The organism is Pseudomonas sp. UME65 (genome assembly GCF_014170225.1).
Lineage (GTDB): Bacteria > Pseudomonadota > Gammaproteobacteria > Pseudomonadales > Pseudomonadaceae > Aquipseudomonas > Aquipseudomonas protegens.
The window spans coordinates 481,619-497,136 of sequence record NZ_LZZQ01000004.1 but is presented as its reverse complement, the minus strand read 5'-3'; the positions used below and the strand labels follow the sequence as shown (position 1 = coordinate 497,136).

8 protein-coding genes (1 of these 8 cut by a window edge) are annotated in these 15,518 nt (G+C 62.5%); 5 read left to right on the top strand and 3 right to left on the bottom strand.

Features of this window, described 5'->3' with window-relative positions; genetic code table 11:
• Nucleotides 1-258: 258 nt before the first annotated feature.
• The 5 genes from A9971_RS03320 to A9971_RS03300 all read left to right on the top strand — a co-directional run bounded on the left by A9971_RS03320 (nucleotide 259) and on the right by A9971_RS03300 (nucleotide 4,818).
• Complete coding sequence (locus tag A9971_RS03320) at nucleotides 259-1,473, top strand: hypothetical protein (protein WP_015634939.1); 1,215 nt, start codon at nucleotides 259-261, stop codon at nucleotides 1,471-1,473.
• A gap of 39 nt (nucleotides 1,474-1,512) precedes the next feature.
• Nucleotides 1,513-2,451 carry a glycosyltransferase family 2 protein gene (locus A9971_RS03315; protein WP_197731928.1) on the top strand — a complete coding sequence of 313 codons (939 nt, stop codon included), beginning with the start codon at nucleotides 1,513-1,515 and terminating at the stop codon, nucleotides 2,449-2,451.
• Between the two features lie 57 nt (nucleotides 2,452-2,508).
• Nucleotides 2,509-2,919: a GtrA family protein gene (locus A9971_RS03310; protein ID WP_051167105.1), complete on the top strand. Its 411-nt coding sequence runs from the start codon at nucleotides 2,509-2,511 to the stop codon at nucleotides 2,917-2,919.
• Nucleotides 2,920-2,967: 48 nt separating this feature from the next.
• A complete protein-coding gene (locus A9971_RS03305; protein WP_041117100.1) occupies nucleotides 2,968-3,693 on the top strand; it encodes an N-acetyltransferase in 726 nt (241 codons plus the stop codon).
• Nucleotides 3,694-4,029: 336 nt separating this feature from the next.
• Nucleotides 4,030-4,818, top strand: coding sequence for a LuxR family transcriptional regulator (locus A9971_RS03300; protein WP_041752100.1), 789 nt, complete (start codon nucleotides 4,030-4,032; stop codon nucleotides 4,816-4,818).
• A 60-nt stretch (nucleotides 4,819-4,878) separates the two neighbouring features.
• Here A9971_RS03300 and A9971_RS03295 read toward each other — a convergent pair whose 3' ends face one another.
• The 3 genes from A9971_RS03295 to ofaC all read right to left on the bottom strand — a co-directional run.
• The gene (locus tag A9971_RS03295; RefSeq protein WP_041117091.1) at nucleotides 4,879-6,837 is read right to left on the bottom strand and encodes a MacB family efflux pump subunit; all 1,959 of its coding nucleotides are present in this window, start codon (nucleotides 6,835-6,837) and stop codon (nucleotides 4,879-4,881) included.
• A gap of 2 nt (nucleotides 6,838-6,839) precedes the next feature.
• Nucleotides 6,840-7,991, bottom strand: coding sequence for a macrolide transporter subunit MacA (macA, locus tag A9971_RS03290; protein WP_011060449.1), 1,152 nt, complete (start codon nucleotides 7,989-7,991; stop codon nucleotides 6,840-6,842).
• Nucleotides 7,992-8,141: 150 nt separating this feature from the next.
• Nucleotides 8,142-15,518: the 3' portion of an orfamide A non-ribosomal peptide synthetase OfaC gene (gene ofaC, locus A9971_RS03285; RefSeq protein ID WP_183000910.1), read on the bottom strand. Its footprint extends 7,341 nt past the window's final position; only the last 7,377 of its 14,718 coding nucleotides appear in the window; its start codon lies off the right edge, out of view; its stop codon occupies nucleotides 8,142-8,144.

The window sequence follows — 15,518 nt, the reverse complement described above, 5'->3', positions numbered from 1 at the left end:
GGTCCGGCAGCAGGACGATGCTCTTGAACCTAAAACAGAAAGTAAAACAGGAACAGATTCTGAACACGAAAATCAAAACATCATCGTCGTCAATAAACCATTGACTCAGTGCGACCCAGAATTACTTTATCACTTAAACATATGCAAAAAACATAGACCAACCCAAAGACCAACTCATTCCGGCAAGATTAAATAGAACACCAAAACCACTCCAAGAATAGATTCCTGTAAAAACCAGAATAAAATAGGCGAGAGCGAATGACAGACGACAACATAAGCGAAACATATCCAGCACCAGATAAAAACCGCCAACACCACACTCGCGCCTACTTCATACTACTTGCATTTACTTTCATCACCTTCACCCCCCTTATATATAAGCTCTCAACAATTGGCGGCGACTATGTTGCACACCTGAAATGGGCGAGCGATATGGAAGATAACGGCACTCTCATGCTGCCGCACCCGCTATACCATCTACTCACGATCCTCACTAAAAATATTCTAAGTGTCAATTACGCCATAGCCTCCACCATCATCATAGTTTCCGCCATTTACCTGCTGGCGATCTTAAACTATAAAGTCCTCAGCCGGTACACCTCAGCTAAAACAGCCACGCTTGTGTCAGTATGTTTACTAGTGGCCAGCCCCCTCCAGATCCTTGCGGTATTTGACCATCATTTCTATTTTGGCTATGTGGGGCTTACGATTTATCATAGTCCAACAATGCTCCTGCTCAAGCCACTAGCCCTCATCGCTTTTTGCTACACATTAAAATCTTTCACCGAAACCTCAGGCAACACACTCTCAAGAGGCACGCTACTGGCAATTTCAATTTTTTTCTGCGGAATATCAAAGCCAAATTTCCTTATTATCATTTTGCCAGCACTGATTTTATTTCTCATCGCAACCCAGCAACTGAAAAGCAGCCTGAAAAGCGCATATATTTACTGGGCTTTTTTCCTGCCGACAGTATTCGTGCTCAGTCTTCAGTTTCTGCACACCTACTTCTACCAAAGCCTTTCAATAGAAACCGCAAATGAGGAAAGCCACGTTTTATTTCTTCCTTTTGAAAGCATGGCCCACTACTCAAAATACTTATTCATCAAGCTGATTCTATCTATCGCATTCCCACTTCTTGTACTCTGCTACTACCCTAAAGAGTTCATCAAAGACAAGGCACTGCTTCTCGCATCGCTCTGTCTCTTGATGGGGTTAATTTTGACTTACTTCTTTTCTGAAAGTGGCTACCGGATGTATGCCGGAAATTTTTGGTGGAGCGGTCAGATTGGCCTATACTTGACTTTCCTTTTCTCTGCAGCATTCCTGCTAAAAAACAAAGAAGCTTTTACAACAACAATAAGCAACGTAAAAAAATATAAACGTTGCGTCATCTTGTTTTTCGCACACACTGCATTCGGAGCACTCTACTACTTCCTAGAGCTCTGTTTTCGCTATCAAAAATTCTGGTAAATCCCGAACTCCCCTTTAAACCTATAAATGATAAGCACAGTGGAAAATCCAAAAGAAAAACCTCACATTTCTGTCGTCGTACCTGTTTACAAGGCTGAAAATTCGCTGATGGAGCTTTATGCGCGATTGAAAACATCGCTGGAAGAGATCACACCAAATTTTGAAATCCTGTTGATTGAGGACTGCGGCGGCGATCGCTCCTGGGATTTAATAAAACAGTTGGCAAAGGTCGATCCAAGAGTGCGGGGAATTCAGCTAAGCCGGAACTTCGGCCAGCATTACGGCATCACTGCGGGTCTCGATAGTTCCCGAGGAGATTGGGTTGTGGTCATGGACTGCGACCTACAGGATCGTCCTGAAGAAATTCCCCGGTTATATGCCAAGGCACAGGAAGGGTACGACATTGTCCTGGCTCTACGAGGTTTAAGAAAAGACTCTGCAATAAAGCGCCTAGGCTCGTGGTTTTTTTACAAGACGTTCAGTTATCTTGCCGACTTTGAGTATGACGGGAATAGCGGTAACTTTCGAATAATTTCCCGCCAAGTTACTGACAATCTGTGCCAAATGCGTGAACAGTTGCGTTTTTTTGGCGCCTTGGTCCACTGGATGGGCTTTACCAGCACCGGCATTGATGTCGAGCACTGCGAACGTGGCCACGGCAAAAGCACTTACACTTTCTCCAAACTTTGGAGTCTGGCCATGGATACCATTATCGCCTATTCGGACAAACCACTTAGGCTTGCAGTAAAGCTCGGCTTTACAATGGCCTCACTTTCATTCATCTATGGTATCTACCTTATGATCACCACCTACTTTCATGGCACGGTAGTACAAGGTTGGACCAGCCTCATGGTATCTATTTTCTTCATTGGCGGAATTGTCATCTCCATTCAGGGCGTAGTCGGCATATATATAGGCAAGACATTCGACGAGACTAAAAAGCGTCCGCTTTATATCGTCGGACGAAAAACCTTCTAGTCTGAATACTGGCAGTTCCACTACCCCTTCAACTCCAAAGCCAAATAGAATGCCATAGTGAACACTATCCCTACCCATACCATCATTCAGCTGATTCGCTACGGAATTATTGGCGTAACCAGCAATGCCTTGGCTTACGCTGGTTACTTACTGATCGTGTATGCCGGTTGCGGAGAAAAATTGTCTATGACGCTTATGTATCTGGCAGGAGCCACCTACAGCTATTCTGTCAACTACCGTTGGACTTTCAAAAAAAGCGGGCGAGCTGGCGCACCATTTCGCTACATACAAATGCATGTATCAGGCTATGTGATAAACCTGATATTACTGTATGTATTTTTCGACCAACTCCACTACCCGCATGAAATAGTCCAAGCATCGGCCATAATATTATTAGCGGCGTACAGTTTTCTCGCATGCAAGTACTACGTGTTCAGGGAAAACCCTGTCACCCCCTTAAACTCTTAATACTTATCTCTTTGTAAAACAGCAATTAACTTAAACATCGAGAGAGCAATGGATATAGAAAAGCTTGAGTGGGACACCGATTTTTTTCAGACCCCAGTCTATCGAATCAGCAACCCCACACTTTCGAAGGCCCATCTGCAAGAGCAGTTAAGCAAGGCGCTAAAACTAGGTGCCAGCTTAGTTTACTGGCAATCAGAAAAAGAGCTGAGTGAGCTGGACTCACTCCCCATGAAAGGCAGCCTAGTAGATCTTAAGGCTACGTTCATCACCAACCTCGCCACCACCAAGGGCAAGAGATATTCGTCACTGGTGGAAACCTACCATCCATCAATGAAAGTTGAAGAGTTGATCGACCTCGCTGTTCAAAGCGGCGAGTACTCAAGGTTTTCAGTTGACCCTAATATCGACCTGGAAAAATTCCATGAGCTCTACAGCATCTGGGCCAGAAGGTCAGCAGCCAAGGAAATCGCTCTCGAGGTATTTGTGATACGCAGTAACACTAAAATAGTGGCGATGTTGACCGCTGGCACAAAGAACGGCATTGCAGACATAGGGCTACTCGCCGTTGATTCATCAGTTCGCGGACAAGGACATGGTCAAACGCTGGTCAGACACGCTCAACAATGGTTCCAGGACCGAGGTTTCAAGCAATGTCAGGTTGTTACCCAAAAGAACAACCTGTCCGCATGTGGGCTTTACCAGAAATGCGAATTTCAGATTCAGAAGATCGAACCTTTTTATCACTTCTGGAAAAAACCCAGTACTAGCGCCTGAGAATGTGATGAGCAGAACACTATCAGCCTCATTGGCCCAGCTAGGACCAGAGGAATGAGGCCATCGATGTATTGTGGTCCAGACCGATTTCAAGCTGCTCCCCCTCTACAGCGATTGATGGTGCGATCCTTCTTTAACCAGCCCCTCAAAAAAGCAAAGTCAATGCTTGAAAAATCGACTATTTGACCATTTTCACCAAACGACCAACAAAACCTTGTACTAGGATACGAGGCGACCCTTTGTCGCCCAGAGCAAACAGGAGGTAAATCAACCCTGACCCAAACTCGTTGCTATAAGGCAGCCCCCCTCCACACCTTCACATTCATGGATGAAATGATGAACTCACAAATACTGTTTCCACACATTGGTAAGGTCATCGCCAGCACCGGCAGCCGCAACTTTCCGCGCATGCTGCACGACCTGATACTCACCCAGCTGGCTGTGGACGCCACCCATATCACCCAACTGCGGGCCGACCCGGAACAGGCCGTCGGCAGAACCGGCAACACCCTGATGCAGACCCGCCACCCGCTGTACAGCGATGCCCATGCCAGCAATGACCCGCTGCTGCTCACCGGCTTTCCCGAACAACCCGGCGAACCGGCCCCGGGCCCGTCGCTGCAACGCCAGCGCGGCCACGCGGACCCGGCACAACTGCACCTGACCGGGCGCAAGGACTCCTACCACTACGTGCTCTCGGTGTACCGCAGCAGCCAGGACCAGAGCTTTTCCCCCCAGGAACGCCTGCTGCTGGAGGACATCTCGCCGTTGCTGCTGCCCATGGTGGAAAAACACATCAGCGCCCTGCAGCCCCGGGGCGATGCCGCCGAGCAGGACAGTGCCGCCATCGAGGGCCTGGCAAGCCTGCGCCTGCGCTTTGCCGCGCGCCTGGAACAGTCCGGGCTGCGCCTGTCCAACCGCGAGCTGGAGGTCTGTGTCGGGCTGCTGGCCGGGCGCACCGCGCCGCAGCTGGCCGAGCAGCTCAAGCTCAAGGTCAATACCGTCGAAAGCTACTTGAAGCGCGCCGCCATCAAGCTCGGCATCAGTGGCCGGCACTCGCTGCTACGCTGGATGTACTCGCCCGAGGAACAAGCGCCGCACAGCAGCGAAACCCCGACGGCCTGATCCGGCCTTGGCCCTGTAACCCCCGCCGGCCCCAGCGCCGGCGGTTCGGTCTACGGCCTGTCAATCCCGGGCCAGGGCCTCGATGGGATCCAGGCGCGCGGCGTTGCGCGCCGGAACGAAGCCGAAGACGATGCCGATCAGGGTCGAACAGGCGAACGCGGTAATGATCGACCCCATGGAAAACACCATCTCCCACTCCTTGATGAACAGGGTGAACAGGTAGCCGATGGCGAACGACAGGCTGATGCCGATGGCCCCGCCGATCAGGCAGACCATCACCGCCTCCACCAGGAACTGCTGGCGGATATCCGACTGCCGGGCCCCCACCGCCATGCGGATGCCGATCTCCCGGGTCCGCTCGGTGACCGACACCAGCATGATGTTCATCACCCCGATTCCCCCCACCACCAGGGAAATCACCGCGATCAGCGACAGCAGCAGGGCCAGGGAGCGGCTGGTGCGCTGCACCGTCTGCATGATGCTGTCGAGGTTGTTGGTGAAGAAATCCTTGGTGCCGTGGCGCTGCTCCATCAGCTTCTTCACATGCTCCTCCACCACTTTGCTCGGCTGGCCGTCCTTGATCCGCACGCTGATGCTGTCCAGGTGGCGCTGGCCGAGCACCCGCCCGGCGGCGGTCTCGTAGGGCAGCCAGACGTTCAGCAGGTTGCTGGCGGCGAACATGTTCTTGTTCTCCCGGGTCACGCCGATCACCGTGCACGGCAGGTTGCCCACCAGGATCACCTGCCCCAGCGGGTCGACATCCGGGCCGAACAGGCGGTTGCGGGTGTTGTGGTCGATCACCACCACCTGGGCCTGGCGCCGCGCGTCGTTCTCGCTGAAGGAAATGCCGCTGGCCAGCTTGATGTCGCGAACCTGGAAATACAGGTGGCTGACGCCGTTGACCGTGGCGTTGAGGTCGATGTTGCCGTAGCGCAGCAACAGGCTGCGGCCGACCATGGGCGTGGCACTGTCGACGTAGTACAGCTGGTTCAGGGCCGTCACGTCGGCGGGCATCAGGGTCTGGATCGCCGCCGCCCGGCTGTCGCCGAAACTGGCCCCGGGGAAGATGTCGATGGTGTTGCTGCCAATGGCCTGGATGTCCTTGAGCACGTAGCGCTTGGCGCCCTCGCCGATGGCCACGATGGACACCACCGAGGTGATGCCGATGACGATCCCGAGCATGGTCAGCAGGGTGCGCATGCGGTGCGAGACCAGCGCCACCCAGGCCATCACGAAGGCCTCCTTGAACAGCCCCAGGCTGGCCACCAGGCGCCGCGCACCGGCGGGCCGCACGCTGACCGGTGGCTCGCTCGGCGCCTCGTCCGCCGGGCGCGGGTTGGCCCGGTCGCTGACGATCTCGCCGTCGCGCACTTCGATGATGCGCTGGGCGTTGGCCGCCACCTTGGGGTCGTGGGTGACGATGATCACCGTGTGCCCCAGGCCGTGCAGTTCCTGGAGGATGTTCATCACCTCCTTGCCGCTGGCGGTGTCCAGGGCACCGGTGGGTTCGTCGGCGAGTATCACTTCGCCGCCGTTCATCAGCGCCCGGGCGATGCTCACTCGCTGCTGCTGGCCGCCGGAGAGCTGGTTGGGCCGGTGGCCCAGGTGCCCGGACAAACCCAGGCGCGCCAGCAGTTCCCGGGCCCGGCCATGGCGCCTGACTTGCGGGGTACCGGCGTAGATCGCCGGCATCTCGACGTTGTGCATGGCGCTCAGGTGCGGCAGCAAGTGGTAGCGCTGGAAGATGAAGCCGAAGTAGTCGCGGCGCAGTTCCGCCAGGGCCTGGTCGTCGAGGTCGCGGGTTTCCCGGCCGTTGACCTTGTAGCTGCCGGCGGTGGCATAGTCCAGGCAGCCGAGGATGTTCATCAGGGTCGACTTGCCCGACCCCGAGGCCCCGGTGATCGCCACCATTTCCCCGGCCTGGATGCTCAGGTCGATGTGCTTGAGGGCCAGGAACTCCCGATCCCCGGCGGTGAAGCTGCGGCTGATGCCGGTGAGGTGCAGCAGGGGCTCGCTCATGCTCAGGCCCCTGCCGTGCCGGGCAGCGGATCACCGATCACCACCCGGTCACCCTCCGCCAGGCCGTCCTTGATCTGCACCTTGACGTTGTTGTTGATCCCGGTGCTGACGTTGCGCGCCTGGGCATGGCCCTTGGCGTCCAGCACCCGCACCGCGAAGCTGCCGTCGGCATTGCGCGGGCCCAGGGCCGCCACCGGTACCATCAGCACGTCCTTGGCGGTATCCAGCACGATGCGTACCTGGGCAGTCATGGAAATGCGCAGCCGATGGTCCGGGTTGGGCACGTCGAACAGCGCGTTGTAGAACACCGCGGTGTTCTGCTTGGGGGTGCCGGCGGTCTGGGTTTCGAGAAAGTTCTGCGGCGCCGGCTCAGTGCCCCGCAGCTTGGCGTAGTAGCGTTTTTCCGCCTCGCCGAGGATGGTGAAGTACACCTGTTGGCCGGGGGCGATATGGATCACATCGGCCTCCGAAACCTGGGCCTTGACGGTCATGGTGTCCAGGTCCGCCAGTTTGAGCAGCACCGGCGCCAGCTGGTTGGCGATCACCGTCTGGCCTTCCTGGGTCACCACCCCCACCACATCGCCATCGATCGGCGCGACGATGCGGGTGTAGGCCAGGTTGACCTTGGCGGTGTCGATCTGGATGTGCGCGCTCTTGATCTGCGCGTCCAGGGACAGCAGGTTGGCCCGCTGCACCTCGTAGTTGGATTCGGCGGTCTCGTAATCCTGCTGGGAAATCGAGGCGTCGGACTGCAAGTCACGGTAGCGCTCGTAGATGGCCTTGGTTTCCTTGAGCTGGGCCGCGGTGGCGCGGCGCTTGGCCTGCAGGTTCTCCTCGTCCACCTGGGCCTGGCGCAGGGTGTTCTGCAGCACCAGCGGGTCGATTTCCGCCAGCCACTGGCCCTTTTTCACCTTGTCCCCGACCTTGACCTTGAGCGACTTCAACTGCCCGGAGACCTGGGCCCCGACATCCACCTGCTTGATGCCTTCGAGCAGGCCCGAGGCCAGGACCGCGTTCTCGATATCCCCCCGTTCGACCTTGGCGGTCAGGTACTGCGGCGGCTCCGCCGGCGCCTGCACCGTATAGAAAATCAACCCGGCCACAACCACCAGCAACAGCCCCATACCGATTTTGCGAAACTTCGACTTTTCCATAGATGACCACAAGTCCGTTGAGGGCGGGCTGCACCGGCCAGCGGCGAGCCCCCTTACAGAACACCGTGCTGCCGTAGTGAGCGGTGTTCCAGATGAATGAAACCGGGTGTCCAGGCGCCGGCAGGGCCAGCGCCTGTGTTGCCCCGCGCCCTATGACATGACCTCCCCCTGGGGCAGCGCCAGGCCGTCATGCCACCAGGCCGCCAGGTGGTAGACGTTGGGCGCCTTGAGCAGGCTGAAGTGGTTGCCCGGGCCGTACCACACCTGCAGGTGCGCAGCCTGCCGGCGCCAGCCCTGGACCATCCCCTGCTGCTCCCGGCGGTTGCCGGCGGCGTCCAGGCTCGGGTCACCCGCCAGCACCAGGCGCACCTTGCCCTGGTACGGGCGCCGAGGCTGGTAGCGGGTACGCAGGGCGCTGGCGAAGGTTCGCGCCGGGCCGTGCATGGCCCGCGGGTCGGCGCGCGGGGACAACAGCCCGACCCGTACCATGCCGGCATGCAGCAGGTGCATCTGCATGCCATCGTCCTCGGCGGCGAAGCGCTCGGGGTCGATGCCCATGTCCTGGCCTGCAGCCAGTTGCATGGATTCGATCAAGCGCCACAGCGCCGCGGTGGTGGTATAGGGCCGCCCTAGCGCGCCATTGCCTCCGGGAGCCTCACTGTCGATCAGGGTCAGCGACACCACTTCGCGACCGGCGGCCTGCAGGGCCCCGGCCATCTCGAATGCCACCCAGCCGCCGAAGGAATGGCCGATCAGGTGCAGCGGCCCGTCGGGGTACTCGGCGGTGATGGCCTCCAGGTAATGCCGGGCCGCCACTTCGACCTGGCCATGGGGCACCCCGCAGCCGTCCAGGCCCCGGGCCTGCAGGCCGAGGATCGGCCATTCGGCCCCCAGGGCCTCGCTCAGGCCGATAAAGCCGGTGATGCTGTCACCGGCCCCGGGCACGCAGAAGATCGGCGTGTGCCCGGGGCGCCCGCTCTGGATCCGCAGCAAGGGCTGGTGCGGCACAGCGCTCACCGCGCCCTTGGCCCTGGTCGCCGCCAGGGCCTGGCCCAGGGCGTGACCCAGGGCGTGACCCAGGGCCTGGATATGCGGCGCCTTCATCATGCTCAGGTGGTCCCCGGGCACGCTGATGCAGTGCAGTTCGCCCGCCGGCAGGATCTCGCCCCAGCCCAGGGTCGGGCTGCGCCCGGACAGCTCGGTGGGCCGTTCGGCGGCGCAGAACAGATGCACCGGCATGCCCAGGGGATGGACCCGGTAATGGGCCAGGGCATGGCCGTGGGCGACCTCGCGGTCCAGGTAATGACCGAGCGCTTGCGGCGGCGCCGTGGCCAGTTGCTCGAACAGCAGCCCCTGGTCGCGGCAGCGTTGCAGCAGGTCGGCAAAGTCCAGTGGCTCCAGCAGCGCCTCCAGTTGTTCCAGGTGCGCCAGGGGCTGCACCCCGGCCGCGCCCTGGGCGCTCCAGTAGGCGCGGCACTGCAACAGCAGGTGGCGCTTGTGCGCGTGCTCGCCAGACCAGCGAGCCTTGCCCTGGTCGGTCAGGCGCGGCACGTAGCTGTCGATCAGGCCGAGGAACTCCACCTCCTGGTCCAGGCCCAGCAACTGCTGGGCGATCTCATAGGCCAGGACCCCACCGAAGGACCAGCCGGCCAGGCGATATGGCCCCTGCGGCTGGGCCTTGCGCATCACGTCAACCAAGCGTGTGGCCAGGCATTCCAGGGTGCGCAACTGCGGCTCGCCGACCGCCACGCCGGGCAGGCCGTAGATCGGGAAATCGCCTTCCAGGTGCTGGCCCAGGGCCGGGAAATACACGTCCAGCCCGGTGAACTCATGGACCAGGAACAGCGCCGGGCCACTGCCGCCGGTGCGCACCGGGATCAGCTCGGTGGAGCGCGGCGCGGCCGTGCGCTCGCTCAACAGGCGCGCCATGGCCGCCACCGTGGCGTGCTGGAACAGCTCCGCCAGGGTCACGTCGAACGCCGCCTGTTGCAGGCGGTTGAGCAACTGGATGGCCGAGAGCGAATGCCCGCCCTGTTCGAAGAAGTGGTCGTGGCGCCCTACTTGCTCGAGCTTCAGCACCGCCGCCCAATGCCCGGCCAGGGCCTGCTCCAGCGCGCCCTGGGGCGCGGCATAGGCCTGGGCGAGCTGGGCCGCGCTGCCGGGCGCCGGCAGCGCACGGCGGTCCAGCTTGCCGTTGCGGGTCAGGGGCAAGGCCTGCAAGTGCACATAGGCCAGGGGCACCATGTAGTCCGGCAACTGCTGTTGCAGGTGGCTGCGCAGTTGCTCCGCGTCCGGCGCCGGGGTGTGCTCGTGCAGGGTGTAGTAGGCCACCAGGCGCTTGTCCCCGGGGCTGTCTTCACGCACCACGACCACGCCGTCCCGCAGGCCGGGGAAGCGGGCCAACTGCGCCTGGATTTCCCCGGGTTCGATGCGCAGGCCGCGGATCTTCACTTGCTCGTCATTGCGCCCGATGCATTCCAGAAGACCATTTTCCAGCCAGCGGCCCAGGTCGCCGGTGCGGTACATCAGGGCCGGCGCAGCGGTGCCCTGGGTTTGCTGGTGAAACGGGTCGATGAGGAACTTCTGCGCCGACAGGTCCGGACGGTTGAGGTAGCCCAGGGCCACGCCATCACCCCCGATGTACAGCTCCCCCACCACCCCCACCGGCAGCGGCTGGCCCAGGGCATCGAGCACGTACACCCGGGTGTTGGACAGCGGCCGGCCAATGGGCACGCTGTCGGCATCCGCCGCCAGCTCACCGGGCTCATGGGTCACGGCAAAGGTGGTGGTCTCGGTGGGCCCGTAGCCGTTGACCAGGCGCAAGTGCGGCAGCTCGGCCTGGATCCGCCGGAAGGCCGTGGCATCCGCCCGTTCGCCGCCACAGAGCAGCATGCGCAGCCCCTTGAAGGCCTGGGGAACCAGTTGCACGTACTGGTTGAACAGGCTGGTGGTGAGGAACAGCAGGCTGACCCCGGTGCGTTCCAGCAGCGAGCCGAAGGCGTGCGGGTCCAGCAATGTCGCGTGGTCCACCACCACGACCCGGCCACCGTTGAGCAGCGGCCCCCAGACCTCCAGGGTGCTGGCGTCGAAGGCCGGGTTGGAGGCGAAGGCCACCCGGTCCTCGGGGTTGAAATCGGCATAGCCGTTGTTGATCACCAGCCGGGTGATGGCCCGGTGCGGCACCCGCACGCCCTTGGGCGCTCCAGTGGAACCGGAGGTGTACATGACGTAGGCCACCGCCTCGGACGACAGCGCCAGGTTCGGGTTGTGCCCGGCCAGCCGGTCGAAGCGCAGGCGGTCCAGGTCGACCCGTTGCACCGCGGCTTCCAGCACCCGCTCGCTGTGGCTGAGCAGCACCGGCGCCCCGCTGTCGGCCAGCATGAACCCCAGGCGCTCGGCCGGGGCATTGACGTCCAGCGGTACATAGGCGGCGCCGCACTTGCTCACCGCCAGTTGGCTCACCAGCAGGTCCAGGGAGCGCGGCAGCAGCAGCGCCACGTGATCCCCAGGCTGCACCCCCAGTTGCAGCAGATGCTGGGCCAGCTGGTTGGCCCGGGTGTTGAGCTGGATGTAGCTGAGCTGTTCGGCGCCCTGCACCGCCGCCACCTGCTGCGGCCGGGCCAGCACCTGCTCCTCGAAACACTGGTGCAGGGCCTGCTCGCGCGGGTAGTCGCGCACCGTGTCGTTGAAGCCCTCCAGTACCTGTCGGCGCTCGGCCTGCGGCAGCACCGGCACCTGGCCGATGGCCTGTTCCGGTTGCTGCTCCAGGGCCAGCAGCAGCTGTTCCAGGGTGCCGTGCAGGTAGTCGCAGATGCGCCGGGCATCGATCCCGGCGGCCACGGCGGTGAGCATGAAGCCGTCCCCCAGGTCGTCGATGCTCAGGGTCAGCGGGTAGTTGCTGCGCTCCTGGGCATTGAGCAACTGCATGCCCTCCCAGGCACTGCCGGCCTGCCCCGCCTGGTTTGCCGCCGGGGCACTGTGGCGGTAGTTGAGCAGGCTGCTGAACAACGGTGTACCCGGCTCCACCCCACTGCAACGCTGGACCAGGGCCAGCGGCGCCTGTTCGTGGCCAAGCAGCTGCGCCAGCCGCTCATGGGTGGCCAGCAGGGCCTCGCGCACCGGCAACTCGCCCAGATCGACCCGCAGCGGCAAGGTGTTGATGAACACTCCCAGGGCCCGTTCGGCGCCCTCGCCGCCCTGCATCCGCCCCAGCAGCACGGTGCCGAACACCACCTGCTGCTGCCCCGCCAGGCTGCCCAGCACCCGGCCCCAGGCCAGGTGCATCAGGCTTGCGGCACTGACCCCCAGTTGCCGCGCCTGCAAGCGCAGGCGCCGGCTCAGCAGGCGGTCCAGGGGCTGGCGCGCTTCGCTGAGTTCGGCGCTGCCTCCCGGTACTTCCTGCAGGCCCAGCGGCAGGGTCGGCTGGTCGATATCGCCGAGCATCTGGCGGAAGAACGCCTCATGCTCGGCCTCGCCGATGCCCAGGCGCGCCTGGGCCACGTAGTTGCGGTACGGCACCGCTTCCCCCAGGCGCTGCTGCTGGCCCAGGAGGAAGGCTTGCAGTTCGTGCTGCAGCACCTCCAGGGCCACGTGGTCCATCACCAGGTGATGGAACAGCAGCAGGGCCACCACTCGCTGGTTCACCGGGTCGGCGGCATGCACCAGGCGCAGCAGCGGCGCCTGGGCGATGTCCAGGCGGTAGCGACGGCTGTCGAAGCGCGCCTGCAACTGGCCCAGCACCTCGCCGTCGCCAGGCTCCAGGGCGATCTCTTCGCAGCACAGCGGCGCCTGGCGCCAGACCACTTGCAGCGGCTGCTCCAGGCCTTCCCAGAGCACCGCGCTGCGCAGGATGTCATTGCGTTCGATCACCCCCTGCAAGGCCTGGGCGAAGGCCTGCAGGCGCTCGGTGCTGGCAAAGGCGAACTGCGCCTGCAACACGTAGGGGTCACCCGCTCCAGCCGCCAGATGGTGGAACAGGATGCCGGCCTGCAACGGCGCCAGCGGGTAGATGTCCTGCACATTGGCGGTACCGCCGGGCACCGTGGCCACCACCCGGTCGATGGCGGCCTGGTCCAGTGCCAGCAGCGGTAGCAGGTCCGGGGTGATGCGCGGGCAGTCGCGGTAGATCAGGTTGGCCGGTACCTGCACCTCGCGACCGCGGCCCACGGCAGCGGCCAGGGCCGCCAGGGTCGGCTGGCCGAACAGCACCCGCACATCCGCCGAGAGCCCGGCCCGGCGCATGCGGCCGATCAGGCTCACCGCCAGCAGCGAATGGCCGCCCAGTTCGAAGAAGTGGTCGTGGCGCCCCACCCGCTCGACCTTGAGCAGTTCGGCCCAGAGTTGCGCCAGGAGGATCTCGGTGTCGCCCACCGGGGCCTCGTATTCGCGCACCTGGGCCGCCTCCAGCCCCGGGGCCGGCAGGGCCTTGCGTTCCAGCTTGCCATTGGGGCTCAGGGGCAGCGCCGCCAGGTGCATGAACAGCGCCGGCACCATGAACTCCGGCAGGTGTTCCAGCAGCGCCCGGCGCAGTTGTTCCACCGCCAGGGCCGGCTGCCCGGCAACGGTGGTGTAGTAGGCCACCAGGCGCTGGTCGCCCGGCACATCTTCCCGGGCCAGCACCACCGCTTCCTTGACCCCTTCGAGCTGGGTCAGGCGCGCCTGGATTTCCCCCAGCTCGATGCGCAGGCCGCGGATCTTCACCTGGTCGTCGTTGCGCCCCAGGTACTCGATAGTGCCGTCGGCCAGGTAGCGGGCCAGGTCGCCGGTGCGGTACAGGCGCGCGCCCGGTTCCTGGCTGAACGGGTCCTTGAGGAAGCGTTCGGCGCTCAGTTGTTCGCGATTCAGGTAACCCCGGGCCACCTGCACCCCACCGATGTACAGCTCGCCCACCACGCCCCGGGGCACCGGCTGCATCTGCCCGTCCAGCAGGTAGATGCGGGTATTGGCGATGGGCTTGCCGATGGGGGTGTTGTCCGGGGTCTGTGCCAGCGGGCCGGCGCAATCCCAGGCGGTGACGTCCACCGCCGCTTCCGTGGGGCCGTAGAGGTTGTGCAGCGCCACCTGCGGCAACTGCTGCTTGAAGCGCCGCACCAGGCTGCCCGGCAGCGCCTCGCCGCTGCACATCACCTGGCGCAGGCCGGCGCATTCGCGGGTGTCGCCATAGGCCAGGAATACATCGAGCATCGAGGGCACGAAGTGCAAGGTGCTGATGCCCTGCTCGCGGATCACCTGGCGCAGGTAGGCCGGGTCCTTGTGCCCATCGGGGCGCGCCATCACCAGCCGTGCGCCGGTGAACAACGGCCAGAAGAACTCCCAGACCGAGACGTCGAAACTGAACGGGGTCTTCTGCAATACCGCGTCCTCGGCAGTGAGACGGTACTGCTCCTGCATCCACAGCAGGCGGTTGACCACGGCCCGGTGCTCGTTCATCGCGCCCTTGGGCCGGCCGGTGGAACCGGAGGTGTAGATCACATAGGCCAGGTGGCTCGGGGTCAGGCCGTTGAGCCGCGGGTTGACCCGGGGCTGGCGGTGCCATTGCGGCTGGTCGAGATCCACCAGGGGCAGCGCCAGGTTGCCCAGCAGCGGCCGGGTCGCGCTATCGGCCAGCAGCGCCTGGGGCGCGCTGTCGTCGAGCATGTAGGCAATGCGTTCGGCGGGGTAGCCCGGGTCGATGGGCACGTAGGCGCCGCCGGCCTTGAGGATCGCCAGCAGGCCCACCACCATGGGCAGCCCGCGCTCGACGCAGATCGCCACCCGGCTGTCGGGGCCGACGCCCAGGTGCAGCAGGTGCCCGGCCAGCTGGTTGGCCTGCTGGTTGAGCTCGCGGTAGCTCAACTGCTGCTCGCCGGCCTGCACGGCGATGGCCTCGGGGCTGCGCAGCACCTGGGTCTCGAACAGCCCGTGCAGGGTCTGTTCCAGAGGGTAGTCGCGGGCGGTGGCATTGAAGCCGTGCAGCAGCTGTTCGCGCTCGGCGGCATCCAGCAGCGGCACCTGTGCCAGCAGCATCTGTTCATCGGCCACCATGGCCTGCAGCACCCGCTGCAGGTAGCCGGCATACCGCAGCATGGTGGTTTCATCGAACAGCGCCGTGGCGTATTCCAGGCTGCCTTCGATGCGGTCCTGCACCTCCCCCAGGCTCAGGGACAGGTCGAACTTGGCGAAGTGGCTGGCCTCGTGGATGCCCTCCAGTTGCAGGTCCCCCAGCTCCAGCTGCGGGCCGTCGCCGTTCTGCCAGGTGAACAGGGTCTGGAACAGCGGGCTGTGGGACAGGCTGCGCAACGGCCGCAGGATCTCCACCACCTGCTCGAACGGCAGGTGCTGGTGAGCCTGGGCCTCCAGGGTGCGGGCGCGGACCTGGGCCAGCAGCGCCTGGACCCGGGGCGCCGCCTCCAGGTCCAGGCGCAGGGCCAGGGTGTTGACGAACAGCCCGATCAACCCTTCCACCTCGGCGCGCATGCGGTTGGCCACCGGGGTGCCGATCACCACCTCGGACTGCCCCGAGAGCCGCCCCAGCAGCAGCGCCCAGGC

Bases quoted from the DNA above. Each gene is read 5' to 3' on its own strand.
- A9971_RS03320 (WP_015634939.1), top strand. From the start codon at position 259: ATGACAGACGACAACATAAGCGAAACATATCCAGCACCAGATAAAAAC.
- A9971_RS03305 (WP_041117100.1), top strand. From the start codon at position 2,968: ATGGATATAGAAAAGCTTGAGTGGGACACCGATTTTTTTCAGACCCCA.
- A9971_RS03300 (WP_041752100.1), top strand. From the start codon at position 4,030: ATGAACTCACAAATACTGTTTCCACACATTGGTAAGGTCATCGCCAGC.
- A9971_RS03295 (WP_041117091.1), bottom strand. From the start codon at position 6,837: ATGAGCGAGCCCCTGCTGCACCTCACCGGCATCAGCCGCAGCTTCACC.
- macA (WP_011060449.1), bottom strand. From the start codon at position 7,991: ATGGAAAAGTCGAAGTTTCGCAAAATCGGTATGGGGCTGTTGCTGGTG.